This window comes from Pseudomonas sp. P7548 (assembly GCF_013386585.1).
GTDB lineage: Bacteria > Pseudomonadota > Gammaproteobacteria > Pseudomonadales > Pseudomonadaceae > Aquipseudomonas.
Map to the genome: position 1 here is coordinate 164,629 of NZ_JACARO010000013.1, position 26,321 is coordinate 190,949.

A 26,321-nucleotide genomic window follows, 5' to 3' on the forward strand; every position below is an offset into this window, starting at 1 on the left:
TTTCTAACCCCTGTCGCTAGGGTGGTTGCATTAGCATATCCGCCCTGTTTTGTGCGTTTGTTGCCGCTGCCACCGACGGCTTAGGGTCGTAAACAGCCGCCCCGGAACGAATGCTATTGGCCGATTTCTGCCTTTCGCGACGGGCAGAAAGCGACCATATTCAGTCATTAGAACGAGCCTGATAGGTCGTTCAATATGCACGTTATATTGGTCAACTTAAGCGATAGGCATTTCGAGGATATTTTTGTGAGCCTGAAACATGTTTTTAAAGCGCGAGTTCAGCGCGCTGCCAATGTGCTCGCGGCTCCGCAGGCCGGGCCGAGATACATCAGGTTTACGTCGGCAGATCTTTCCAGTCCGGATGCATTGAGTCGCCTTCATGCTCGGTTCCCAGTTAAGGCAACGGCGACGCACTATCTCTATCAAGTTTCCTTAGAGGGTAAGGATTCTCAGCTCATTGCAAGAACAAGGAGTGCTTTTAGGCGTGCTCGCTTGACCGAGTCGAGGAACATGAGTCGTGACAACTCTGCGCATCAGGAATCGAGGTCAATTTATGTTGGCACCTCGAAGAACATGTTCGATAGATTCCGAAGTCACCTAGGAACAGGTACGGGGACGACTACGTGGGGACTCTATTTATCCGCTTGGGCAGTTCCAATCGGTGCAAAATTTTTGGTCGAATACTACGAATTCAAAGACTCAATCGACGAGGATATAGAGCTTATCGAGGGTGTGCTTTGGGACTCTCTCCGGCCACTTTTTGGAAAGAAAGGTGGCAAGTGAAGGGCCGCCCAACATGAAGTCATGTGGGCCTAAGTCCGGTCAAAGGCAGTCAGTAGCTAAAGGCTGCCTGTCACCTGGGTTTATGTTGGGCATCGTTAGGGTTGCTGGAGACGAACGTGATTTGGCAGTCGCAGCGCACATAGGGATGGGTCGATTTCGACCCAAAGCTGCCCGTCATGGAGGGCAGCTAATGGCCCACTTAAACTATTTCACATCAATACAAATGTGATTCTCTATTAATGACAACCAATGATAAAAGCCACCACTAACAAACAAGGAATCAACAGCCCTATTTATCTTCTTAGAAGCCAAACTCTTTCGAAACAGCTCCACACCAACGACCACTGGCGGCAAACTAAGGTGCAATATCAAAATTTTGCCACTCTGGAGTGTCACCCAACCGCAAAATGGTTTTTATTAAGTCCGCACAGACAACACATGCCTGCTTTAAAATTTCTTTCGCTTCAGTTTTCTCCTCTAAAATCTTTTTTGCTTTAGTTGGCTGCTGGCCGTTGTGCACCATTGCGCTTCTATAAGTATAAGTTGCCTTAACAATGTCTCGTATACGACTCCGCTGGGTTAAGTTGCTACCAAGAAGCCTTGCTGTTCGTGTTGTGACCTTATGAGTGACCTCACTCGATTCGTTTCCTCCTACCAAAGATTCCAGCGCAATCGAAAGGTCAATTGCCCTATCGCCCAAACTACTTCGGCGGAGCGCGAGATTAAAACGCTCCAAGGCCACGCGAACCTTTAATTTGGCTTGAGTGTTCAAGCGCTGAAAATCTAAAATAATATTTTGAATTTCTGAGAGATCCACACGCTGATAAACTTGACCCGCGCGTGGAATAGTTTCAATTGAACGAGCGACCCAAGAGCTTAGGAAGTCCCCATAGCACTTCAAGTCGGCATCTTCGTACTCCATCCAGATGGCTGTCCCTATAACAGGATTAGAACCAACCAAAGTTATAAGCATGGCAATGTCGTGAAATTCTTCCATTAGGCCAGAAATTAAATTCTGATCTTTCGCCAGCTCATCCCATTGCTGTTGCCCTGGGGCATTTTTATGCACGCAATATTTTAGTTCCAACTGCCCTACAAGTGCGCCCCCGGGAGAATCACTGATTACCTTTGGTATTGTCCAACTGCACTTAAATCCTCTACTTGCACCAGGGACGAAAAATTTCTTCTGAGCGCTTTCCGGCAGCTTGGACAAAGGTAATAACTGAATATTTTCAGTCAACTGCAAAGGCTCTTGAATTGAAAGCCCCCACAAGGTTTCAACCAAATTAACATTGCCATTCTTTGTAGCTAAGACGCGAAGAAACCAAGCAATTGCATCTGGCGTGGAGCCACTTTTTTTTGCTCGATACAACATCGCCTCAATAGATTTATTTGGATATATTCCGCTTCTCGTTATCGCCGACCGGATTACATAGTTATCATCACCAGGAAACCGATTATCACGCCTTAGAATCGGTTCAATTTTTTTCATGATCGTATTAAGCTGTATCGAGGCGGGTCTGGAAATTTCAATGTCGGTGGATTCCAGCGCGCTTGCCAATGGTACTGGTCCATAGGGCGTTTGCACGCTACTAGCCATTGCATCATTCAGAGCGATTCCCAGTTCGTCCAATATTGTTTCTGAACGACGCTCGGGCATCTGAATCGAGGTATCCCTTGTATATCCTTGTGCCTTAGTGGAATCAGACATTAGACTTCCCTAGTAAATTGTGCTCACACGAGTGCATAGTAGATTTCACTTTATCATCTATTTTTTCCTTGCCTGAGCTTCGCCCGTCGGCCTGTCGTACTAAACTCAGCTTATCAACTGCCTCACCAGACTAACAGTTAGTGAAGGGTAGAAAGTGCTTCGGTTCATGGCCGGAAACAGTCCATCGCCAACGATTGCTTTTGGCCGAACGCTACCATTCGCCTCCGGCAGCGTTGGGTCGGATACAGCCCTTCACGACAGTCAGCAATCGACCCATAGAGCAGTTGGCCTCACACACTTCCTGAGGCCTAATAGGACGCCTTGGCGAGGATTCTCAAGGCGTCTTGATCGCGCGGGGCTGCTGTTTATGAGGCTTGCAAAAATCTTATGGGTTGCGAGAGGTCTCTGCGTGGGGTCGTTGGTTTCAATACAATCCTGTCGACGACACTAGGACGTAAGACACGTCGAATCTCGCGACAGAATTCGTCACGGTTATCTGCGGTTTTGAACCTGATTGCGATCGACCAGTTTCGAAAGCGAACGTCTGTTAACCCTTTTAAAGCAGCGAACCCATGCTCATTCATTACCCCCGACCGGATCAGGCTGGCAACATGCTTAAAAGCTTTCCCCCAGGTCTTGATGCTCCTGAGATCTACAGTGACGCTATAGCTATGTTTGGTCATTGAAAATGCTCCGCGATGATGGACTCAACCCACCTTTTAATGCCCCCGAGTTTCCTCAGTTCTCAATCCTCCCACTCCCATTCTTTTTCGAGCCTGGTCAAAAGACGTACTGGTACGTTTCGCCAGGCGACCATCTTCTTGGTCTCCATAACGGTATAGATCCCATGGTGTTTAAGCCTGGTGATCATCAATCCATCCTCGGCACAAGCAGCCTTGATGCCCTCAAAGGTGTTGTCCTGAAGCCGTCCTGGGCGACCTGATAATGCTCGCATCAGATCATCTTCGATCTTGAAGCGACCGCGAGCTTTGCCAGCAAAAGCGGCCTCATGGAGGTAGCGGATTTTAGCTGCGATTTCATCTGCGGACGGGTAAGTGGTAGCCATTTTCTCAAACCATGGATGATCTATAGATAATCTACAGGTAATAAAAAATCACTTCAAGCCCTTGAAAATGCTCTCCTAGCATGACCAGCCCATCCTTGGCTGATAGCGCTAAGGTTGTAGGGGTGGGTGATAATCAGCGACACGCCTTACCAGCATTCAGATCGGCGGCAACCTGCCGTACTTTTCAAGAATATACGTGAAAGCCTGTCGTCCGATTTCGCACGACGTTTTTACACCCTATGGGTCGGAATCTACCAATGATGAACGACTGCTCTTGGCCGATATCTGCCGGTCAAGACGTACCCGTGCGCGTGGTCACATCCGATGCAAATGGCTGGTCAAGTCGAATGCAAACAGGTGGTCAAGTGGTAGGCAAACGCGTGGTCAAGTCAGGCGCAATTTCCCATTTTATACGTCATCCAACGTATTCCCCGTTTTCCCTGGCCCCCTGAGACTGGATCGCACGCACCCGTCATCCGTCCAGGAGCCTGTCCATGACCGAAACGCTGATCAAAGTCGACCTCAACCAGCCTGTCACCGAAAACGAGCAGATTCACAACCGCTGGCACCCGGACATTCCGATGGCCTGCTGGGTCAAGCCGGGCGATGACTTCATCCTCGAAACCTACGACTGGACCGCCGGCGCCATCAAGAACAACGACGACGCCAGCGATGTGCGCGACGTGGACTTGTCCACCGTGCATTACCTGTCGGGCCCTGTAGGCGTGCACGGCGCCGAGCCGGGTGATTTGCTCGTGGTGGACCTGCTCGACATCGGCGCCAAGGCCGATTCCCAATGGGGGTTCAACGGTTTCTTCTCGCGTCAGAACGGCGGCGGCTTTCTCACCGATCACTTCCCCAGCGCACAAAAAGCCATCTGGGATTTCAAGGGCATGTTCACCAGTTCCCGGCACATTCCGGGGGTGAACTTCGCTGGCCTCATCCACCCCGGCTTGATCGGCTGCCTGCCCGACCCGGTCATGCTCGCCGACTGGAACCGCCGCGAACAGGAACTGATCGACACCAACCCCACCCGCGTCCCGCCGCTGGCCAACGCACCCCTGGCCGCCACCGCGCACATGGGCAAGCTCAAGGGCCAGGCCCGTGACGATGCGGCTGCCACTGGCGCGCGTACCGTACCGCCACGCGAGCACGGTGGTAACTGCGACATCAAGGATTTGTCCCGGGGTTCGAAGATCTTCTTCCCGGTCTACGTCAAGGGCGCAGGGCTGTCGGTGGGCGACTTGCACTTCAGCCAGGGCGACGGCGAAATCACCTTTTGCGGTGCTATCGAAATGGCCGGCTGGGTGCACATGAAAGTCGAGTTGATCAAGGGCGGCATGGCCAAGTACGGGATCAAGAACCCGGTGTTCAAGCCGAGCCCGATCACGCCGAACTACAAGAACTACCTGATCTTCGAAGGCATCTCGGTGGACGAACAGGGCCAGCAGCACTACCTGGACGTCAATATCGCCTACCGCCAGGCGTGCCTGAATGCGATCAACTACCTGACCAAGTTCGGCTACTCGCCGGCCCAGGGCTATGCGCTGCTCGGCTCGGCGCCGGTACAAGGGCATATCAGCGGCGTGGTGGACATCCCCAATGCCTGCGCGACCTTGTGGTTGCCCACGGAAATCTTCGAGTTCGACATCAACCCCAACGCCAACGGCCCCACCCAATTCCTCGATGGCAGCATCGACCTGCCCATCGCCCCGGACCTGTAGCCATGCCGACCTACGAATACGCCTGTGCGGCGTGCGGCACCTTCACGATGTTGCGGCCTATCTCCCAGCGCAACGAACCGAGCAGGTGCCCCTATTGCGACGGGCCGGGCGGGCAGTTGCTGATTTGCGCGCCGGCGTTGCAAACGCTGTCGGGCAACCAGCGCAAGGCCATCGAAGGCAACGAGCGCAGCCGCCACGCGCCGCAAACCGTCGGCGAATACCAGGAAAGCCGCAAGCACCCGGCCGGTTGCAGTTGCTGTGGGACGAGCAAAAAGGTGCTGCCGAGCAAAGCCAACCCCTTGGGGCTCAAGACCAAGACCGGCCCACGGCCGTGGATGATCAGCCACTAGAACAGGAGCGTTGTTATGCGTCATGGCGACATTTCCAGCAGCCCGGACACCGTGGGTGTCGCGGTGGTGAACTACAAGATGCCGCGCCTGCACAGCAAGGCCGAGGTCATCGATAACGCGAAGAAGATTGCCGAGATCATTGTCGGCATGAAGCAGGGCCTGCCCGGCATGGACCTGGTGGTGTTCCCCGAGTACAGCACCATGGGCATCATGTACGACCACGATGAAATGATGGCCACCGCCGCAAGCATTCCCGGCGAGGAGACCGCGATTTTCTCGGCGGCCTGTCGCCAGGCGAACACCTGGGGCGTGTTTTCCCTGACCGGCGAGCGCCACGAAGAGCACCCGCACAAGGCGCCGTACAACACGCTGGTGCTGATCAACCACCTCGGCGAAATCGTACAGCGCTACCGCAAGTGCATTCCCTGGTGCCCCATCGAAGGCTGGTACCCGGGCGATCGCACCTATGTGTGCGAGGGGCCCAAAGGCATGAAGATCAGCCTGATCATTTGCGACGACGGCAATTACCCGGAGATCTGGCGCGATTGCGCAATGAAGGGCGCCGAACTGATCGTGCGTTGCCAGGGCTATATGTACCCGGCCAAGGAGCAGCAGGTGCAGATGTCCAAGAGCATGGCCTGGGCCAATAACTGCTATGTGGCGGTGGCGAACGCGGCGGGTTTCGATGGGGTGTATTCGTACTTCGGCCACTCGGCGATTATCGGTTTTGACGGGCGCACCTTGGGCGAATGCGGCGAGGAGGAGATGGGCATCCAGTACGCGCAATTGTCGGTGTCGCAGATCCGCGATGCGCGGGCCAATGACCAGTCGCAGAACCACCTGTTCAAGTTGCTGCACCGGGGCTACACCGGCATGCACGCCTCGGGTGATGGCGACAAGGGGGTGGCGGACTGCCCGTTCGAGTTCTACCGCACCTGGGTGCTGGATGCGCAGAAGGCCCAGGAGAATGTCGAGAACATCACCCGCAGCACCGTCGGTGTTGCCGAGTGCCCGGTGGGCCAACTGCCCCATGGCGGTAAAGCGCGGACGGCGGAGTAGGGCATGCGCTTTACGTTTGAGCCGGCCCGGGTGATGACGCTGCTGCGCAGCCGTATTGTCGGCCAGGACGCCGCGCTGGCGCAGGTTGAGGGCCTGCTCAAGGTGGTCAAGGCCGATATCGGTGAGCGTGACCGGCCCTTGAGCGTCAACCTGTTCATGGGGCCGACCGGCGTGGGCAAGACCGAGATCGTGCGCCTGCTGGCCCAGGCGCTGCATGGCCGTGCCGATGGTTTTTGCCGCATCGACATGCACACCCTTGCGCAGGAGCATTACGCCGCCGCACTCACCGGCGCACCGCCGGGGTATGTGGGGAGCAAGGAAGGCATCAGCCTGTTCAACAGCGAATTGATCCAGGGCACCTACAGTTGCCCGGGCATCGTGTTGTTCGACGAGTTGGAGAAGGCCAGCCACGAGGTGGTGCGCAGCCTGCTGGGCATCCTGGAAAACGGCCAGCTGACCCTGGCCGGTGGCACGCGCACCCTGGACTTTCGCAATTGCCTGATCTTCATGACCAGCAACATCGGCGCACAACAGGCGCGCCGTCATCGCCAACGCTTCGCTTACGGCTGGCGCCGCGTGCTGCGGGTGTTTGCCCGGGACGAGGCGGCGGTGCTGGAAGACGCGTTGCACGGTCACTTCGAGCCGGAGTTTCTCAACCGTATCGACCGCATCCTGGTGTTCGAACCCATCGACGGCCAGTGGCTGGAGGCGCTGCTGGAAGTGGAGCTGGGCAAGCTCAACGGGCGCCTGGCGGCACACCAGCGCTGGCTGGAGGTGGATGAGCCCGCGCGGGCATGGTTGTGCCGCCAGCACGATGCACGTTTTGGCGCCAGGGCCTTGGGCAGGCGACTGCGGGTCGAGCTGCAGCCGGCCATCGCCGAATGCGTGTTGCACGATCCCGGTGTGCAAGGCATGCGGGCGACCCTGCGGGATGAGCAGTTGCACGTTTCACGTCAATAGGCTTGCGCGTTGCACAATTTTGGCTAATATAACCCGGGTAAAACAAATAACACCCGGGTAATAAATCATGCCTACGCACAACCTTTCGCTCTGCACCGCCTTTGTCCATCACCAGCGCGTGGCGGCGGGCACCTATGCCGACGTTGCTCACAACCTTGCCCAATCCGCCTTGGCGCCTGGCAGCTTTCTGGTGTTTGATGACGCCACCGGCAGCCAGGTGGATTACCCCTGGCCAGCGGGGTATGCACCCACGCAACCGGCATCGGCCGAGGCGGATGACGAGCCTCCGGCAGCGCCATCGGTGGGTCGCCCGAAACTGGGGGTGGTGGCGCGGGAAGTCACCCTGCTGCCGCGCCATTGGGAATGGCTGGGCCAGCAACGTGGTGGCGCGTCGGCGGCGTTGCGTCGCTTGGTAGATGACGCTCGCACCGCCAGTGCTTCCCGTGATCAGATACGCCAGGCCAAGGAAGCCAGCTATCGTTTCATGAGTGCCATCGGCGGTGACTTGCCAGGCTTCGAGGAGGCTTCCCGCGCACTGTTTGCCCACGACGCCGCAGACTTTTCCCACAAGATCGCGCAGTGGCCGGCGGACGTGCAGACGTACCTGGCGTGGCTGTCGCGCAATGCTTTTCCCGTCTAACAATAATTCACGGACCTGAATCTTCATGGAAGTCACCCAGCAAAGGCCGTTGTGGCAGATCTACCTGATCTTTCTGGCACCGATGGTGCTATCCAACTTCCTGCAAAGTTTTTCCGGCACGCTCAACGGCATTTACGTCGGGCAAATGCTCGGCACCCAGGCACTGGCGGCGGTGTCGGGGATGTTTCCCATCGTGTTTTTCTTTATCGCCCTGGTGATTGGCCTGGGGGCGGGCGCGTCGGTGCTGATCGGCCAAGCGTGGGGCGCCCAGGAGACCGCGATGGTCAAGGTCATCACCGGCGCCACCCTGACCCTGGGCGCGCTGGTGGGGCTGATCGCGGCGGTGCTCGGCAGCCTGTTCGCGCGCCCGGCATTACAAGCCTTGGGCACGCCGGTCGATGTGCTGGACGATGCGGTCGGCTATGCGCAGATGATGATGTTGATCATGCCGCTGCTGCTGGTGTTCATCCTCTACACCCAGCTGTTGCGCGGCGTGAGCGACACGATTTCGCCGTTGCTGGCGCTGATGGTGTCCACGCTGGCTGGCCTGCTGCTGACCCCGGCACTGATTCGCGGCTGGATCGGCCTGCCACCCATGGGCATCCAGAGTGCGGTGTACGCGGGGCTGGTGGGGAACGCCTTGGCAATGCTGTTTTTGATCCTGCGCCTGCGCCATAAGAACCACGTGATGGCGCCGGACCGCGAATTGCTCGCCGCCTTGCGCCTGGACCGGGTGATCCTCGGCAAGGTCCTGCGTATCGGCTTGCCCACCGGCTTGCAGATGGTGGTGCTGTCGCTGTCGGAACTGGTCATCCTCGCCCTGGTCAACGGGCACGGCTCCCAAGCCACGGCGGCCTATGGCGCAGTGACGCAGATCGTCAACTACGTGCAGTTCCCGGCGCTGTCGATTGCCATCACCGCCTCGATTCTCGGCGCCCAGGCCATCGGTGCCGGGCGCCTGGAACGCATCGGGCCGATCCTGCGCACAGGGCTGATGATCAACACTTGCCTGACCGGTGGCCTGATCGTGCTCGGTTACCTGCTGTCGCACTGGTTGCTGGGCCTGTTCATCACCGACGACACGGCGCGCAGCAATGCCGAGCACCTGTTGCACATCATGTTGTGGAGCATCCTGGTGTTCGGTTTCCAGGCGGTGGTCGGCGGGATCATGCGCGCCAGCGGCGTGGTGCTGATGCCGGTGGCCATCTCGATCTTCTGTGTGCTGTGCGTCGAGTTGCCGATGGCTTACCTGTTCAACGCGCACTTTGGCCTGGAAGGGGTGTGGATGGCGTTTCCGGTGACCTACCTGGCGATGCTGGTGTTGCAGACCGCGTATTACCGGTTGGTGTGGCGGCACAAGCAGATCAAGCGGTTGGTGTGATTATTTGAAATGGGTATCGGCGACCGGCAGGATGCTTGCGACATGCCAGCCGTCCTTGCCTTTCAATAACGTCTGGCTGATCAGGAAAGTGTCCACCTGCGCGGGCTCGCCTGGGTGCCCTCGGGTAAAGGCGACCGGCACCATCAGTTGGGCAACCTCGTCGTTCACCATCACTACACTAAAGTGGCTCATGTTCGGCTGTAGTTGCCAGGTGCCCTTGTAGTATTCCTTGAGTTTGCTGACGACGGCATCCGGCCCCCAACTGGCTTCACCACGGGCAAACCAGAGCATTTTTGGTGAATCCCACAGCATGGCCTTGATCTGCTTGAGGTCATGGGCATTCTGAGCCTCGACAAATCGAGTAAAGAACGCGCGGGTTTCGTCCTCTTGCGGGGTCGCGAATGCGGAGGTGAGGGTGAAGAGTGAAAACAGGGTGCCGAAGGCCAGTGCACAGCGTTTCATAAGGATTCCTCAGGGATGGTCGCTGAGGTCAAGCTTAGGCCAGCTCACATGCCGACAAAGGCCATTTAACCCTCGTTTCGGGACATTGCGCTTGCCTCGGCGGGGTTTCTAGCCGTGCGCCGAATCACCCGCGGTGGCTCGCCGAATTGGCGAACGAACGCCCGACGCATGCGTTCGCTGTCACCAAACCCGGTTTGGCGGGCGATGTTGTCGAGGGAGTGACGCCCATCCTGGATCAACACCACGGCCGCTTCGATCCGAAGCTTTTCCACAGCCTTGGCCGGTGAAAGCCCGGTTTGTGCATGAAACGCCCGGCTGAACTGGCGCAGGCTCAGGTGTGCGGCATCTGCCAGCTCGCTCAACGGCAGCGCGCGATGCAGGTTATTGCGCATATACGTCATGGCGGCCTGAATACGATCGGTCTTCTGCTCCATGTCCAGCAGCACCGAGCGTTGCGGCTGGCCTGCGACGCGGCGGCTCTGAAGAACGAAGGTTTTCGACACGGCGCGGGCGACTTCCGGCCCCAGGTCGGTTTCAACCATGGCCAGTGCCTGATCAATGCCTGCGGTCATGCCCGCACTGGTCCAGATGGATCCGTCGATCACAAACAATCGCTCTTCTTCCAGTTGGACCTCTGGATAACGCGCGCGAAATTCGCCGGCAAAAAACCAGTGGGTGGTCGCCCGCATACCGTCGAGCAACCCCGCCTGCGCCAGAAAGAAAGTACCGGAGCAGGTGGCCGCGAGGCGGCGACTGTGCACGGCGGCGTGTCGCAGATAAGCCAGCAGTGGCGCGGTAAATTCGCGATCACTGCCGCCGCCGATGATCACCGTGTCGAACGCGGTGTCATCGAAGCCTTCGGTGTGCACCACTACACCCAGGGAGCTGCGTACCGGCCCGCCATTTTCGGAGAGCAGCCTGACATCGTAATGAGCCTTGCCCACGGCGCTGTTGGCACTCTCAAAGACAGACAACGCGGCGAAGCTCATGACGCCGAAACCGGGAAAGGTAATGAAACCGATGCGCTGCATGATGAGCTCCGGGAAAAGGGCAGGCGGGCAGTCTAAGTGTGCACGCGTTGCATGGATGTGCTTCCGGTTATTGTTTCAGCCCTCGCAAGAGCAGCTCCAGCCCTTGCAGGCCTTCTTCCAGTCGCAGGTTGGGGTGTTCGTCTGCGGCAATCCACAAGGCGGTGCTCACCAGGCTGCCATTGATCAGGCGCGCCAACGCCTGGCTGGCGGCCGGTACGATAATGTGCGCGCTCATCAGGCTCTCCAGTAAGGCGGCCAGGGACTCCACGCAGTGTTGCGAGTGGCTTGATTCGGTGACGCCCAGAACCGCAGGCGCATCCTGGAAAACAATCCGTTGTATTTCGGTATCTTGTGCCATACGCAGGTAAGTACGGCAACGTTCGCGGAACCCGTCCCATGGGTCGCTTGCCTGATCGGTAATGCATTGCAAGTGCGCATCCATCTCACCGTCGAGTTGGGCCACCACCGCCGCCAGCAAGCCCTTCTTGTCACCAAAGTGATGGTACAACGCACCCCGTGTCAGCCCGGCGCGCGCGGTAAAGTCGTCCATCGATGTATTGGCATAGCCCTGGCTGGCAAAGGCTTGGCGGGCGCTGGCGATCAGCCGGGCGCGGGTGTCCTCGATCATTTCGGCTCGGGCTCGGCTCATGGTTAAGTCTCGCTGAGGGTCAGTAATAGATTGACATACGTTACGTATGTTAATCATGATTTGTCACATACGCACCGTATGTATTTTGCCTTGGGCGCTTCAGATAGCAAGCTGCAAGGCACTGAGAATGAGGTTCAGCAGGATGGCAAACCCCTACGCCGAGTTATTCCAGGTGCCCGGCGCGCGTGCATTTGTGTTGGCCGGCATGCTGGCGCGCATGCCGGTGTCCATGACCGGTATCGGCCTGATCACCATGCTGTCGCAGGTGCATGGCGGCTATGGCCTGGCGGGGTCGGTGGCGGCCGTATTTGCCCTGGCCACGGCGTTTTGTGCGCCGCAGGTGTCGCGGCTGGTGGATCGCTACAGCCAGGGCCGGGTGCTACCGATCGCGGCACTGATCGGCGGCGGAGCGTTGTTGATGTTACTGCTGTGCACCCGATTGCAGGCGCCCAACTGGACCCTGTTCGTGTTCGCCGCCCTGGCCGGTTGCATGCCCAATATGTCCGCCATGGTGCGGGCACGCTGGACCGAGTTGTACCGCGGCCAACCCAAATTGCAGACCGCCTTTGCCCTGGAATCGGTGCTCGATGAGGTGTGCTTCATCATCGGCCCGCCGATCTCGGTGGGCCTGAGCGTGGTGCTGTTCCCCGAAGCCGGGCCGCTGGTAGCGGCGCTGCTGCTGGCGGTCGGGGTCACCACCTTTGTGCTGCAACGCGAAACCGAGCCTGCGGTACACGAACACCATGAGCACCATGGCGGTTGGCTGATCGCTTCGCCTTCGGTGCTGATCCTGATGATCCTGCTGCTGGCCATGGGTGTGATCGTCGGCGTGGTGGATGTGGTCAGCGTGGCGTTTGCCCAACATCAGGGTCAGCCTGCGGCGGCCAGCATCGTGTTGTCGGTGTACGCCATCGGTTCCTGCCTGGCCGGGCTGGCCTTTGGCATGCTCAAGCTCAAGGCACCGTTGCCACGTCAGTTCCTGTTGTGCGGCGTAGCCACGGCGTTGACCACCTTGCCCTTGCTGCTGGTGACCAATATTCCCGGGCTGGCCGTGGCGGTGTTTATCTCCGGGCTGTTCTTTGCCCCGACCCTGATCGTGTCCATGGCGTTGGTGGAGCGGGTGGTGCCGCCGAGCCGCCTCACCGAAGGCATGACCTGGCTGATCACCGGCCTGAGCATCGGCGTGGCCATCGGCGCTGCCAGCTCCGGGTGGATGATCGACCACTTCGGCGCCCCCAGCGGGTTCTGGGTGGCGCTGGCGGCCGGCGCGGTGGTGTTGGGGTCAGCGTTGCTGGGCTATCGGCGATTGGGATAATCAGCCAATCGCCGGGGAAGCATCCGTGCGGTGGTGTTGTAGAAATTCGCTCAGCGCCTGGCGCGTCAAATCGTTCAGCGTCACTTTCTTGCGGGTGGCCTCCAGGGCTGCCGCCAGATGCAGGTCGTGGCCGACGCGCACGTTGAATGAGCCCTTGCAGGGTTTCTCCGGTGCTTGCCTGAGGGTCTGGCAGGTGGCGAGATAGTCGTCCACCGCTTCGCGAAAGGCCGCGTCCAGTTCGGCGACGGTCTTGCCCTCGTAGCTGACCAGTGCCTTGATGAACAGCACTTTGCCGAACAGGCAGTTGTCTTCGAGGCTGGCTTCGATGGAGCCGATGTAGCCTTGGTGTTTCAGTTGGTTGTTCACTGAATCAGTTCTCCTGATTTCAATTGTTCGATGATCTGGCGCCGAATGTAGTGTTTCACTTCGTTGCCGGGGTGGGGCCTGTGCAGCGTAATCATTGCACTGGGGTTGCCGTTGTCGAATTTGACGCGGCTTCCAGCCCCTTGAATCTGTGTGTAGCCCAGCCGGCACAGCAGCGTGACCAGCTCCGGCCAGGTAAATCCCGTCTGCGGATTGAGCAGTTTGGCGAGCAATTTTTCATTTTTGGACACGGCGTTCCCTGCGTGTAACTAAATGTAGTTGCAAAAAGTGGTTTACGTCAATGCTAGCCCCGGCTCATCTGTCGTGCCGAAATTGGTGTAACCCTTGATGACACGCCGCTGCGCGCCTCCCATCCCCCGCTAATTTTTCGCTGTCCGGTTCGTTTTATAGGGACGACGTGCCTTTGTGCTTCCTGCCTATTGCTCCGGACTCCAAGAAATGAATGCTGAAGACTCCTTGAAACTTGCTCGCCGGTTTATCGGGTTGCCCCTGGAAAAACGCCAACTGTTCCTGCAGGCCTTGCAGAAAGAGGGCGTGGATTTTTCCCGGTTCCCGATCCCGGCAGGGGTGGAGGCACAGGATCGCCAGGCGCTGTCCTACGCGCAGCAGCGCATGTGGTTTCTGTGGCAATTGGACCCGGCCAGCGGTGCCTACAACCTGCCGGGCGCGGTACGGCTCAAGGGCGCGCTGAACCTGGGCGCCATGGCGCAGGCGTTCGACAGCCTGGTGGCACGCCATGAAACCCTGCGCACGGTGTTCCAGCGCCAGGCCGATGAGCGCCTGTTGCAGGTGGCGATCGAGCCGAACGTGGCGATCGAGCAACTGGATGTGAGCACGCTGGCGCCCGCCGAGCGTGAGCAGGCTGTCGTTGAGGCCGCGACCCGTCAATCGCTGCTGCCCTTCGACCTGGAGCACGGCCCGTTGCTGCGCGTGCAGTTGCTCAAACTCGACGAACAAGAACACGTGCTGCTGCTGACCCTGCACCACATCGTCTCCGACGGTTGGTCGATGAACGTGCTGATCGACGAGTTCATCCGCTGCTACGACGCCCACGAGTGCAACGAACAGCCACAATTGCCGGCGCTGCCGATCCAGTACAGCGACTACGCCCTGTGGCAGCGGCGCTGGCTGGAAGCGGGGGAGCAGGCGCGTCAACTGGACTACTGGCAGGCGCGCCTGGGGGATGAGCACCCGGTCCTGGAGCTACCCACAGACCGTTCGCGCCCGGCCATGCCGAGCTACCAGGGCACCCGCCATAACTTCGCCATCGACCCGGGCCTGGCAGCGCAGCTGCGCAGTTGTGCGCAAAAACACAACGTCACCTTGTTCATGCTGCTGCTCGGCGCGTTCAACGTGCTGCTGCATCGCTATACCGGGCAAGGCGATATCCGTGTCGGCGTGCCGATTGCCAACCGCAACCGCAGTGAAGTCGAAGGGCTGATCGGCTTTTTCGTCAACACCCAGGTGCTGCGCACCGAGTTGACCGGGCAGACCCGCGTCAGCGAATTGCTGCAAGGCATCAAGGAGCATGCACTGGGCGCCCAGGCCCACCAGGAGTTGCCGTTCGAACGTTTGGTGGAAGCGCTGAAGATTGAGCGCAGCCTCAGCCATACGCCGCTGTTCCAGGTGATGTACAACCATCAGCCGGTGGTGGCCGACATCAGCTCGGTGAGCACCGCGTCCGGCCTGGAATTGGCCCTGGTGGAATGGCAAAGCCGAACCACCCAGTTCGACCTGACCCTGGACACCTTTGAGAAGTCCGGCACGCTGCACGCCGCGCTGACCTACGCCAATGACCTGTTCGACGCGCCCACCATCGCACGCATGGCCGAGCACTGGACCCGCCTGTTGCACGCCATGGTCGCCGACGGTGAGCAACGCATCGGCGAATTGCCGATGGTGGCTGCCGACGAACAGCAGTTGCTGATCCACGACTGGAACCAGACCGCCGAGGCCTACCCGACCGAGCAGGGCATCCATCAACTGATCGAGGCCCAGGCGCAACGCACGCCGCACGCCCCGGCGCTGGTATTTGGCGCCACCACTTTGAGCTATGCCCAGCTCGACGCCCGCGCCAATCGACTGGCCCACGCCTTGCGCGAGCGGGGCGTTGGCCCGGATGGGCTGGTGGGTATCTGCATCGAGCGTTCCGTGGAAATGGTCGTAGGCCTGCTGGCGATTCTCAAGGCCGGTGGTGCCTATGTGCCGCTGGACCCGGAGTACCCCCAGGAGCGCCTGGCCTACATGATCGAAGACAGCGGCATCCAGCTGCTGCTCAGCCAGCAAAGCCTGCTGGCGCTGCTGCCGACCGCAGGGATTGACGTGATTGTGCTGGATCAGTCCGCGTCGTGGCTCGACGGTTACAGCAATGCATCACCCGCCGTCGCCCTCCATGCGCTGAACCTTGCCTACGTGATCTACACCTCCGGCTCCACTGGTAAGCCGAAGGGCGCCGGCAACAGCCATCGTGCGCTGGTCAACCGCCTGTGCTGGATGCAACAGGCCTATGACCTGGATGCCAGTGACGCGGTGTTGCAAAAAACGCCGTTCAGTTTTGACGTGTCGGTGTGGGAGTTCTTCTGGCCGCTGATGACCGGCGCACGCCTGGTGGTCGCCGCTCCCGGTGAGCACCGTGAGCCGGCGCGCCTGATCGAGACCATCGGCCGCTACGGCATTACCACCTTGCACTTCGTGCCGTCGATGCTCCAGGCGTTTATCCACGAGCCCGGCGTGCAGGCCTGCACGAGCCTCAAGCGTATCGTGTGTAGCGGCGAAGCCCTGGCGCTGGATGCGCAACTGCAGGTGTTCGCCAAGTTGCCGGGTGCCAGTCTGTACAACCTGTATGGCCCGACCGAAGCCGCCATCGACGTGACCCATTGGACCTGCGTCGACGAAGGTGCCGACAGCGTGCCCATCGGCCGCCCGATCGCCAACCTCGCCACCTACGTGCTCGACGCTCAGCTCAACCCGGTGCCGGCTGGTGTGTCCGGCGAGCTGTACCTGGGCGGCGTCGGCCTTGCCCGTAGCTACCATCGTCGCCCCGGGCTGACCGCCGAGCGTTTTGTGCCCAGCCCCTTTGCCGACGGTGCGCGCCTGTACCGCACCGGCGACCGCGTGCGTCAGCGCGCCGACGGGGTGATCGAATACCTGGGCCGCCTCGATCATCAGGTCAAGCTGCGCGGCTTGCGTATCGAGCTTGGTGAAATCGAGACACGCCTGATGCAGCACCCGCACGTGCGCGAAGCCGTGGTGCTGGTGCAGGGTGGCAAGCAGTTGGTCGCGTACCTGGTACTCGAACACGAAGAACCTGCCGACCTCAAGGCGTGGCTGCTCGACAGCCTGCCGGAATACATGGTGCCGACCCATGTGGTGTACCTGGCCAAGCTGCCGGTCACCGCCAATGGCAAGCTCGATCGCAAGGCCCTGCCGGTGCCGGATGCTGCGCCGCAACAGGCTTATGAGGCGCCGCAAGAACCCTTGCAAATCGCCTTGGCGGCGATTTGGCAGGACGTGCTTGGCCTTGGGCAAGTCGGCCTGGACGACAACTTTTTCGAGCTGGGCGGCGACTCGATCATCTCGATCCAGGTGGTCAGCCGCGCCCGTCAGGCGGGCATTCGCCTCAGCCCGCGTGACCTGTTCCAGTACCAGAGCGTGCGCAGCCTGGCGCGGGTGGCGAGTGTCGAACAGGCCATCGTGATCGACCAGGGCCCGGTCTGCGGTGAGGTGATCCTCACGCCGGTGCAACAGGCGTTTTTCAGCGAGGCGATTCCGGCGCGGCATCACTGGAACCAGTCGTTGCTGCTGACCCCGCGCGAGGCACTCGACCCTGTGCGCCTGGAAGCGGCCCTGATCCAATTGATCAACCATCACGACGCCCTACGCTTGCGCTTTGTGGAGCAGTCTGACGGCTGGCAGCAAACCCACGGGGCTCCGGTCACCGCGTCCGGGTTGTGGCAGTCGCATGCGCACAACGATGTAGAGCTGGCCGCCTTGTGCGATGAAGCCCAGCGCAGCCTGGATCTGGCGCAAGGCCCGCTGATGCGTGCCGCCTTGGTCACCCAAGCCGATGGCGGTCAGCGCCTGTTGCTGGTGGTCCATCACCTGGCGGTCGACGGTGTGTCGTGGCGCATCCTCCTGGAAGACCTGCAACAGGCGTATCGCAACGTGGCACTGCCGGCCAAGACCAGCGCCTACCAGCACTGGGCGCAGCGGTTGCAGGCCCATGCGCAGACCCTCGACGCCCAGCTGCCTTACTGGCAGGCGCAGTCCATCGACGCCGATCTGCCATGCGACAACCCTCAAGGCGGCTTGCAGAATCGCCTGGGCACCAAGCTCGAAATCCGCCTCAACGCCGAAGACACCCGCCAACTGCTGCAAGATGCGCCGGCCGCCTATCGCACCCAGGTCAACGACCTGTTGTTGACGGCGCTGGCACGTGTCATCAGCCGTTGGAATGGCCAAGAGGCAGCGCTTATCCAGCTGGAAGGCCATGGCCGTGAAGACCTGTTCGACGACGTCGACCTGACCCGTACCGTCGGCTGGTTCACCAGCCTGTTCCCGGTGCGTTTGCAGGCCGAGGGCGAATTGTCGAGCGCGATCAAATCGATCAAGGAGCAACTGCGCGCGGTCCCCGACAAGGGGCTGGGCTATGGCCTGCTGCGCTACCTGGGCAACGCCGATGCCCGTGAGGCCCTGGCGGGCCTGACGGCTCCGCGTATCACCTTCAACTACCTGGGGCAGTTCGACCGTCAGTTCGATGACTCGGCGCTGTTCGTGCCGGCCGCTCAAGGCAGCGGCCAGGCCCAGGACGCCGAGGCGCCGCTGGCCAATTGGCTGACCGTAGAAGGGCAGGTGTACGGCGGTGAATTGGCACTGCAATGGGGCTTCAGCCTCGACATGTTCCACACCACGACCATCCAGCGCCTGGCCGATGATTACCGGGCAGAACTCAAGGCGCTGATTGAACATTGCTGCGCCACGCCGGCAGGGCAGGTGACGCCGTCGGACTTCCCGTTGGCACGCATCACCCAACCGCAATTGGACGCGCTGCCGGTGGCCGGGCCGGCCATTGCCGATCTCTACCCGTTGTCGCCGATGCAGCAGGGCATGCTGTTCCACACCCTGTACCAGCCTGAAGCCCAGGCCTATATCAACCAGCTGCGCCTCGATATCGAGGGCCTCGACCTGCTGACCTTCGGTCGCGCCTGGCAGGCTGTGCTGGACCGCCACGACATCCTGCGCAGCAGTTTCCACTGGCTGGGCCTGGACAGCGCCCATCAGGTGATCCATCGCCAGGCCGACGTGCAGTTGCAGGTGATTGAAGACGCGGGCGCCGATCTCGACGCCCTGGCGCAGGCCGAGCGCGAGCGTGGCTTCGAACTGAGCAACGCGCCGCTGTTCCGCCTGATGCTGGTACGGGGTGCGGGCTCGGCCTGGCACCTGATCTTCACCAGCCACCACATCCTGATGGATGGCTGGAGCAACGCCCAACTGCTCGGTGAAGTGATTGCGCTGTATGCAGGCCAAGCGTTGCCCGCGCCGGTTGGTCAATTCCGCGATTACCTGGGCTGGTTGCAGCAACAGGGTTCGGGCGAGGCGTTCTGGAAGACCGCCTTGGCACCGCTGCAAGCGCCCACGTTGCTGGCCGATGCCTTACGTGCGCCCGCTAACGGGGCGGGCGTGGCGGACTCTGTCGTGTCGCTCGGTGATGGGTTCACCCAGGCCCTCGGTGAATTCGCCCGTCAACACAAGGTGACGCTCAACACTGTGCTGCAAGGCGCGTGGAGCCTCTTGCTGCAACGCTACACCGGCCAGGATTGCGTGGCCTTCGGTGCCACCGTGGCGGGGCGCTCGGCGCCGCTGCCGGGTATCGAAGAGCAACTGGGCCTGTTCATCAACACCTTGCCGATCATCAGCGCCGCCTCACCCGCATTGCCGGCCGCTACCTGGCTGGGCGAACTGCAAGCGCTGAACCTCAGCCTGCGTGACCATGAGCATGTGCCGCTCTACAACATCCAGGCCTGGGCCGGCCAGCAGGGCGGCGTGCTGTTCGACACCTTGCTGGTGTTTGAAAACTTCCCGGTCGCCGAAGCGCTGAAACAAGGCGCGCCGGCTGGCCTGACCTTCGGCCAGATGCACAACCATGAGCGCACCAACTACCCGCTGACCCTGGGCGTTGAGTTGGGTACCAGCCTGCGTCTGGAATTCAGCTACGACTGCACGCGCTTCAGCGCGCAGCAGGTCGCGCGCTTGAGTGCCAACCTGCAACACCTGTTGGCGCAACTGGTCGCCGATGCCTCGATTCCGCTCGGGCGTCTGCAACTGCTGGACGATCATGCGCAAGGCGCAGTCCTTGCCCTCAGCCAGGCGCCTGGTGCGGCTCAGCGCCCCGAGCGCGTGCACCAGCGTATTGCGGCCCAGGCCCAGGCCACGCCCGACGCGCTGGCCGTGCAGTGCGGCGAGTCGCGTTTGAGCTATGCCCAACTGAACGCACGGGCCAACCGCCTGGCCCATCGTCTGCAAGCACTCGGTGTTGGGCCCGGGCAGCGCGTGGGCCTGGCGTCGCGACGTGGCCCGCAGTTGATCGTCAGCCTGTTGGCCGTGCTCAAAAGCGGTGCGGCCTATGTGCCGCTGGACCCTAAATACCCCAACGAACGCCTGGCCTACATGCTGGCGGACAGCCGATTGGACCTGCTACTCAGCGAAAGCGGGCTGCTCGCCGATCTGGTGTTGCCGCAAGGGCTCGAACGCGTGGAATTCACGGCGCTCGGTGACGAGTTGACCGGCTTCCCGGCGACAGATCCGTCCAGCCACGCAAGCGCCGCCGATCTTGCCTACGTGATCTATACCTCCGGTTCCACCGGCCAGCCCAAAGGCGTGGCCATCGACCACGCCGCCCTCGGTCAATTCTGTGACAGCGCCGAGGCCTACAGCCGCTTGAGTGCCGAAGACCGCGTGCTGCAATTTGCGACCTTCAGCTTCGACGGCTTCGTCGAGCAATGCTACCCGCCACTGTGCGTGGGGGCCGCGCTGATCATGCGCGGCGATGAGCTTTGGGACGCCGGCCAGTTGGCCCGGGTCATCGTCGAGCAGGGCGTGACCCTGGCCGACCTGCCCGCCGCGTACTGGTACCTGTTGGCACAAGAGTGCCTGGCCGAGCCGCGTTCCCTGGGCAATCTGCGCCAAGTGCATGTGGGCGGCGAAGCGATGTCGGTAGAAGGCCTGCGCAACTGGCACACGGCGGGCCTGGGCGCGGTTCGCCTGGTCAATACCTACGGCCCGACCGAGGCCACCGTGGTGTCCAGCGTGCACGATTGCCAACTGGCTGATGCCAGCGATGCCTTCGGCGTGCCGATTGGCCGCGCGATTGCCGGGCGTTCACTGTATGTGCTCGACAGCGGTTTCGAACTGCTGGCCACCGACGGCGTCGGTGAGCTGTGCATTGGCGCCGAAGCGGGCCTGGCCCAGAGTTATTTCGACCGCCCGGCGTTGACCGCCGAACGCTTCCTGCCGGACCCGTTTTCCAGCGTACCCGGTGCGCGGCTCTACCGCAGCGGCGACCTGGCCCGTTACAACGAGGTGGGGGCGTTGGAGTACGTCGGGCGTATCGACCATCAGGTGAAGATCCGTGGTCTGCGCATCGAAATGGGCGAAATCGAAGCCGCCCTGCAAGCCTTGTCCCAAGTGCGTGAAGCCGCGGTCATCGCGCAACCGAGTGCCACTGGCGCACAACTGGTGGCGTACGTGGTGCCCACCTCAGGCTGCGCGGTGGAAGCTCAAGTCCTGGCGGCGGCCTTGCGCCAGTCCCTGCCGGATTACATGGTGCCGGCCCATTGGATGGTGCTCGACGCATTGCCGCTGAACAACAACGGCAAGCTCGACCGTCGTGCGCTGCCAGCGCCGGACATGAACGTCGGCCCGCAGGCGTACGTGGCGCCGCAGAGCCCGCTGCAAGTGCAATTGGCGGCCATCTGGCAAGCGGTGTTGCAGGTCGAGCGGGTCGGGCTTGAAGATCACTTCTTCGAGCGCGGCGGCCATTCGTTGTTGGCCACCCAAGTGGTTTCCCGGGTGCGCCACACGCTCAAGCTGGAAGTGCCGCTGCGTGCGTTGTTCGAACAGCCGACGTTGCAGGCGTTCGCCGCGGCCTGCGCAGGGTTGCAAGCCGACACGGCACCGCCATTGGTGGTCGTGGAGCGTGATCAGCCGCTGGCACTGTCCTTCGCCCAGGAGCGCCAATGGTTCCTGTGGCAACTGGACCCCGCCAGCGCGGCCTACCATGTGCCCACCGCCTTGCACGTGCGTGGCCCACTGGACACCGCCGCCTTGGCGCATTCGCTTGAGGCCCTGATCCAGCGCCACGAACCCCTGCGCACCACCTTTGTGGAGCAGGGCGAGCAGACGCTGCAGGTGATTCACCCGAGCCTGCCGGTGCTGATCGAGCACCAACAGGTCGAGGCTTCGGCCATCGAACAGAGCGTGTCAGAAGAAATCCTGCGCCCATTCGACCTGCGCAGCGGCCCGCTGATGCGCGTCAAGCTGTTGGAGGTCGAATCGGACCACCATGTGCTGGTCATCACCCAGCACCACATCATCTCTGATGGCTGGTCGCTGCAGGTGATGGTCGATGAGTGGATGACGCTCTATCAGGGCCGCGCTCAACTGCCCGCGCTGCCGATCCAATACGCCGACTATGCACAATGGCAACGCGACTGGATGGCGGCCGGAGAGAAGCAACGCCAGCTCGATTACTGGCGCGCGCGCCTGGGCAGCGAACATGCCGTGCTCGAACTGCCGCTGGACCACCCGCGCCCGGCCGTGCAAAGCCAGCGTGGCGCCCGCCGCAAAATCCACCTGGACGCCACGCTGGTAGCCAGTCTCAAGGCCCTGGCCCAACGCCAGGACGTGACCTTGTTCGTGCTGCTGCTGGCATCGTTCCAGACCGTGCTGCACCGCTACAGTGGCCAGTCCGAGATCCGTGTGGGGGTGCCGATTGCCAACCGCAACCGTCTGGAAACCGAACGCCTGATCGGCTTCTTCGTCAACACCCAGGTGCTGCAAGCCGATGTGCACGGGCAAATGACCTTCGAGCAGTTGCTTGGCCAGATCAAGCAGCGAGCCCTGGAAGCCCAGGCCCATCAGGACCTGCCCTTTGAACAATTGGTAGAGGCCCTGCAACCGGAACGCAGCCTGAGCCACAACCCGTTGTTCCAGGTGATGTTCAACCACCAGGACAACCTGCGCACAGCCCCGCTGGCGTTGCCCGGCCTGCACCTGCAACCGGTGGATTGGGCCGGTCACACCACCCAGTTCGACCTGAACCTGGAAACCGAAGAGTCGGCCGATGGTCTCTGGGCTTCGCTGACGTACGCCACCGACCTGTTCGAGACGGCGACCGCGCAGCGTCTGGCCGAGCATTGGCAAAACCTGTTGCGCGCCGTGGTTCAGGATGCCGCCCAGGCCCTGGACGAATTGCCGATGCTCAGTGCAGGGCAATGGCAACAAGTGGTACACGACTGGAACGACAGCCCTGTGGAGTTCCCGAGCGAACGCTGTGTCCATGAACTGTTCGAAGCGCGAGCGCTTGCCCACCCGGATGCGATCGCGCTGCATTTTGAGGGTGAACACCTCAGCTACGCCGAGCTCAACAGGCGCGCCAACCGCCTGGCCCATCGCTTGATCGCGGCGGGCGTGGGGCCGGATGTGCTGGTGGCCGTGCACGTCGAGCGTTCGTTGGAGATGGTGGTGGGGTTGCTGGCGACCCTCAAGGCCGGTGGCGCCTATGTGCCGCTGGACCCGCAGTTCCCGGCGGAGCGACTGGCCTTCATGCTCGACGACAGCCGCGCCCGCGTGCTGTTGACCCAGCCGCACCTGATCGGTCGGCTGGCCCAGCCCGACGGCTTGCAGGTGCTGCTGGTCAACGATGCCGAAGGTGACGCGCACAACCCGCAGGTTGCGGTCACGCCGCAACACCTGGCCTACGTCATTTACACCTCCGGCTCCACCGGCCAGCCCAAGGGCGTGATGGTGCGGCACGAGGCACTGTGCAGCTTTACCCACGGCATGGCGCAGACCCTGCACATCGGCGCCGAGGCGCGGGTGTTGTCACTGACCACCTTCTCGTTCGACATCTTTGCCCTGGAGCTTTACGTACCGCTGAGCGTTGGCGCCACCGTGCTGTTGAGCGGCCAGGCGATGGCGCTGGACCCGGATGCCATTCTTGATCGGGTCCAGGCTCAATCCGCCAGTGTGCTGCAAGCCACACCGTCCACTTGGCGCATGTTGCTCGACAGCCCACGGGCGTCGTTGCTGCGCGGTATCCAATGCCTGTGTGGCGGCGAGGCACTGCCGGCCGATCTGGCCCAGCGCCTGCTCGACCTGCAAGGCCCGGTGTGGAACCTCTATGGGCCGACCGAAACCACCATCTGGTCGGCGGCGCACCGTTTGCTGGAGGCCCAGCCTTTTATCGGGCGGCCGATCGCCAACACGTCGTTGTTTATCCTCAATGCCGGCCTCACGCCCTGCCCGCAGGGCGCCGCGGGGGAGCTGTTGATCGGCGGTGTCGGCCTGGCCCGTGGTTACCACGCACGGCCGGCGCTCACCGCCGAACGTTTTGTGCCCAACCCATTCGGTGCGCCGGGCGAACGCTTGTACCGCACCGGCGATCTGGCCCGTTACCGCGCCGACGGCGTGGTGGAGTACATCGGTCGGGTCGACCATCAGGTTAAGGTGCGCGGTTTCCGCATCGAACTGGGTGAAATCGAAGCCAGCCTGCGTGAACAGCCGGGCGTGCGCGAGGCTGTGGTACTGGCCGATAACGATCATCTGATCGCCTATCTGGTTACCGCCACCCCCGAGGAGCCGCACGCGTACAAGGCCGCCTTGCGCGAGCGCCTGCCGGACTACATGGTGCCGGCGCACTGGGTCTTCCTCGACAGCTTGCCCCTGACCCCCAACGGCAAGCTCGACCGCAAGGCCTTGCCCAAGGCGGATGCAACCGTGTTGCTCAAAGGCTATGTGGCGCCTGTGACCCTGCGTGAGCAGCAGGTCGCAGCGATCTGGGCCGAGGTGCTGGACGTACCGCAAGTGGGGCTCGATGACCACTTCTTCGAACTGGGCGGTCACTCATTGCTGGCCACCCGGGTGATCTCGCGGGTACGCCAGGCGCTTGCGCTGGACGTTGCCCTCAAGGCCCTGTTCGAACACCCGGCGCTCGGCGATTTCGTGGCGGCCCTGGGCGAGGAGGGCGCACAGGTGCCGGCGATATGCCAGGCCGACCGTCTGCAACCGTTGCCCCTGTCCTATGCCCAGGAGCGTCAATGGTTCCTCTGGCAACTGGACCCCGACAGCGCGGCGTACCACATCCCCAGCGCGCTACGCTTGCAAGGCGCGCTTGACCTGGCGGCGTTGCAACGCAGTTTCGACACCTTGCTGGCGCGCCATGAAAGCCTGCGCACCCACCTGCGCCAAACGGCTGCGGGCACCGTACAAGTCATTGAAGACTCGGGCCTGATTGACGTCGAGCGCGCCGACTGTGAGTTCGCCGACCTCAAGGCGCGGGTGGCCGATGAGGTGGCCCGCCCGTTCGACCTGCTGCGTGGGCCGCTGCTGCGGGCCAAATTGCTGCGCCTGGCCGAAGACGAGCATGTGCTGGTGCTGGTGCAGCACCACATCGTCTCGGACGGCTGGTCGATGCAACTGATGGTCGAAGAGCTGGTGCAGCTGTATGCCGCCTTCAGCACAGGCGAAACGCCCGACCTGCCGGCGTTGCCGATCCAGTACGCTGACTATGCCGTGTGGCAGCGCAACTGGATGGAAGCCGGTGAGAAAGCCCGTCAACTGGCCTACTGGCGTGAGCAGCTAGGGGGGCAGCAACCAGTACTGGAGTTGCCGTTCGACCACCTGCGCCCGGCGCTGCCAAGCCATCGCGGCGCACGCCATGGCATCGAGTTGGCACCTGAACTGCTGGCCGGTTTGCGCAACCTGGCGCAGGCCGCTGGCGTGACGTTGCCGATGGTCTTGCTGGCGTCCTACCAGGCATTGCTGCACCGCTACAGTGGTCAGGAAGACGTGCGTGTTGGCGTACCGATCGCCAACCGCAACCGCCTTGAGACTGAAGGGCTGATTGGTTTCTTCGTCAATACCCAGGTGCTCAAGGCTGATATCCATGGGCAGATGAGTGTGCAGCAGTTGCTCGACCAGGTGCGCCAGCGTTCCCTGGATGCCCAGGCCCATCAGAACCTGCCGTTCGAGCAACTGGTGGAAGCCCTGCAACCGGAGCGCAGCTTGAGCCTGAGCCCGCTGTTCCAAGTGCTGTTCAACCACCGCATGACGTCTGCCGACAGCCATCTGCAACGCCTCACCGACCTGCATGTGGAAGTCTTGAGCTGGGATGAAGGTGTCGCCCAGTTCGACCTGGCGCTGGATGTGGAGGAAAGCCGCACGGCGTTGCGCGCTTCCTTGAGTTACGCCACCGACCTGTTTGCCCCCGCCACCATCGAGCGCATGGCCGGGCATTGGCAGAACCTGCTGCAGGCGATGGTTACCGATCAGCAGCAGAGCATCAGCCACTTGAACCTGCTGGACCAGGACGAGCAGCAGCACATCCTGCAATTGTGGAACTGCACTGATGCAGGCTTCTCGGCCCAGCGCCTGGTGCACGAGTTGGTCGCCGACCGCGCCCGGGAAAACCCGCAGGCGGTGGCAGTGAAGTTCGATACACAAACACTGAGCTACGCTCAACTCGACCGCCAGGCTAACCGTTTGGCCCATGCCCTGATCGCCCGGGGCGTCGGCCCGGAAGTGCGGGT

15 protein-coding genes are annotated in these 26,321 nt (G+C 61.3%); 8 read left to right on the forward strand and 7 right to left on the reverse strand.

Annotated features, from left to right (window positions below; translation table 11 throughout):
• Positions 1-1,138: 1,138 nt before the first annotated feature.
• Positions 1,139-2,494 carry a HEPN domain-containing protein gene (locus HX803_RS06980; RefSeq protein ID WP_178919767.1) on the reverse strand — a complete coding sequence of 452 codons (1,356 nt, stop codon included), beginning with the start codon at positions 2,492-2,494 and terminating at the stop codon, positions 1,139-1,141.
• 745 nt (positions 2,495-3,239) lie between these two features.
• On the reverse strand, positions 3,240-3,560 hold the full coding sequence (locus HX803_RS06985) for a hypothetical protein (protein ID WP_178919768.1): 321 nt from the start codon (positions 3,558-3,560) through the stop codon (positions 3,240-3,242).
• A gap of 494 nt (positions 3,561-4,054) precedes the next feature.
• Between HX803_RS06985 and fmdA the strand changes: the two genes are divergently transcribed.
• The 6 genes from fmdA to HX803_RS07015 all read left to right on the forward strand — a co-directional run bounded on the left by fmdA (position 4,055) and on the right by HX803_RS07015 (position 9,674).
• Complete coding sequence (fmdA, locus tag HX803_RS06990) at positions 4,055-5,284, forward strand: formamidase (RefSeq protein WP_178919769.1); 1,230 nt, start codon at positions 4,055-4,057, stop codon at positions 5,282-5,284.
• 2 nt (positions 5,285-5,286) lie between these two features.
• Positions 5,287-5,634, forward strand: coding sequence for an FmdB family zinc ribbon protein (locus tag HX803_RS06995; protein ID WP_178919770.1), 348 nt, complete (start codon positions 5,287-5,289; stop codon positions 5,632-5,634).
• A 15-nt stretch (positions 5,635-5,649) separates the two neighbouring features.
• Positions 5,650-6,693 carry an aliphatic amidase gene (locus HX803_RS07000; protein WP_178919771.1) on the forward strand — a complete coding sequence of 348 codons (1,044 nt, stop codon included), beginning with the start codon at positions 5,650-5,652 and terminating at the stop codon, positions 6,691-6,693.
• A 3-nt stretch (positions 6,694-6,696) separates the two neighbouring features.
• Positions 6,697-7,653: an AAA family ATPase gene (locus tag HX803_RS07005; protein WP_178919772.1), complete on the forward strand. Its 957-nt coding sequence runs from the start codon at positions 6,697-6,699 to the stop codon at positions 7,651-7,653.
• 67 nt (positions 7,654-7,720) lie between these two features.
• Positions 7,721-8,293, forward strand: a complete 573-nt coding sequence (locus tag HX803_RS07010; RefSeq protein WP_178919773.1) for a DUF2239 family protein — start codon at positions 7,721-7,723, stop codon at positions 8,291-8,293.
• A 25-nt stretch (positions 8,294-8,318) separates the two neighbouring features.
• Positions 8,319-9,674, forward strand: a complete 1,356-nt coding sequence (locus HX803_RS07015) for an MATE family efflux transporter (RefSeq protein WP_178919774.1) — start codon at positions 8,319-8,321, stop codon at positions 9,672-9,674.
• On the opposite strand, the gene HX803_RS07020 is transcribed toward HX803_RS07015, so the two are convergent.
• The 3 genes from HX803_RS07020 to HX803_RS07030 form a co-directional block, all read right to left on the reverse strand.
• Positions 9,675-10,136 carry a DUF3225 domain-containing protein gene (locus HX803_RS07020; RefSeq protein ID WP_178919775.1) on the reverse strand — a complete coding sequence of 154 codons (462 nt, stop codon included), beginning with the start codon at positions 10,134-10,136 and terminating at the stop codon, positions 9,675-9,677. It lies immediately after the preceding gene.
• 65 nt (positions 10,137-10,201) lie between these two features.
• On the reverse strand, positions 10,202-11,167 hold the full coding sequence (locus tag HX803_RS07025) for a GlxA family transcriptional regulator (protein ID WP_178919776.1): 966 nt from the start codon (positions 11,165-11,167) through the stop codon (positions 10,202-10,204).
• A gap of 67 nt (positions 11,168-11,234) precedes the next feature.
• Entirely contained in the window at positions 11,235-11,816 is a 582-nt protein-coding gene (locus HX803_RS07030) for a TetR/AcrR family transcriptional regulator (protein WP_178919777.1), read from the reverse strand.
• 142 nt (positions 11,817-11,958) lie between these two features.
• On the opposite strand from HX803_RS07030, the gene HX803_RS07035 reads away from it, so the two are divergent.
• Positions 11,959-13,131: an MFS transporter gene (locus HX803_RS07035; RefSeq protein WP_178919778.1), complete on the forward strand. Its 1,173-nt coding sequence runs from the start codon at positions 11,959-11,961 to the stop codon at positions 13,129-13,131.
• Here HX803_RS07035 and HX803_RS07040 read toward each other — a convergent pair whose 3' ends face one another.
• A complete protein-coding gene (locus HX803_RS07040; protein ID WP_178919779.1) occupies positions 13,132-13,497 on the reverse strand; it encodes a type II toxin-antitoxin system HicB family antitoxin in 366 nt (121 codons plus the stop codon).
• On the reverse strand, positions 13,494-13,745 hold the full coding sequence (locus tag HX803_RS07045) for a type II toxin-antitoxin system HicA family toxin (RefSeq protein WP_178919780.1): 252 nt from the start codon (positions 13,743-13,745) through the stop codon (positions 13,494-13,496). Before HX803_RS07045 ends, HX803_RS07040 begins: the two co-directional genes overlap by 4 nt.
• Positions 13,746-13,953: 208 nt before the next feature.
• Between HX803_RS07045 and HX803_RS07050 the strand changes: the two genes are divergently transcribed.
• Positions 13,954-26,321, forward strand: a 12,368-nt coding sequence (locus HX803_RS07050; protein WP_178919781.1) for a non-ribosomal peptide synthetase, incomplete at its 3' end; no start/stop codon positions are given.

Bases quoted from the DNA above. Each gene is read 5' to 3' on its own strand.
- HX803_RS07015 (WP_178919774.1), top strand. From the start codon at position 8,319: ATGGAAGTCACCCAGCAAAGGCCGTTGTGGCAGATCTACCTGATCTTT.
- HX803_RS07020 (WP_178919775.1), bottom strand. From the start codon at position 10,136: ATGAAACGCTGTGCACTGGCCTTCGGCACCCTGTTTTCACTCTTCACC.
- HX803_RS07025 (WP_178919776.1), bottom strand. From the start codon at position 11,167: ATGCAGCGCATCGGTTTCATTACCTTTCCCGGTTTCGGCGTCATGAGC.
- HX803_RS07030 (WP_178919777.1), bottom strand. From the start codon at position 11,816: ATGAGCCGAGCCCGAGCCGAAATGATCGAGGACACCCGCGCCCGGCTG.
- HX803_RS06985 (WP_178919768.1), bottom strand. From the start codon at position 3,560: ATGGCTACCACTTACCCGTCCGCAGATGAAATCGCAGCTAAAATCCGC.
- HX803_RS06980 (WP_178919767.1), bottom strand. From the start codon at position 2,494: ATGTCTGATTCCACTAAGGCACAAGGATATACAAGGGATACCTCGATT.
- fmdA (WP_178919769.1), top strand. From the start codon at position 4,055: ATGACCGAAACGCTGATCAAAGTCGACCTCAACCAGCCTGTCACCGAA.
- HX803_RS06995 (WP_178919770.1), top strand. From the start codon at position 5,287: ATGCCGACCTACGAATACGCCTGTGCGGCGTGCGGCACCTTCACGATG.
- HX803_RS07005 (WP_178919772.1), top strand. From the start codon at position 6,697: ATGCGCTTTACGTTTGAGCCGGCCCGGGTGATGACGCTGCTGCGCAGC.
- HX803_RS07010 (WP_178919773.1), top strand. From the start codon at position 7,721: ATGCCTACGCACAACCTTTCGCTCTGCACCGCCTTTGTCCATCACCAG.
- HX803_RS07000 (WP_178919771.1), top strand. From the start codon at position 5,650: ATGCGTCATGGCGACATTTCCAGCAGCCCGGACACCGTGGGTGTCGCG.
- HX803_RS07035 (WP_178919778.1), top strand. From the start codon at position 11,959: ATGGCAAACCCCTACGCCGAGTTATTCCAGGTGCCCGGCGCGCGTGCA.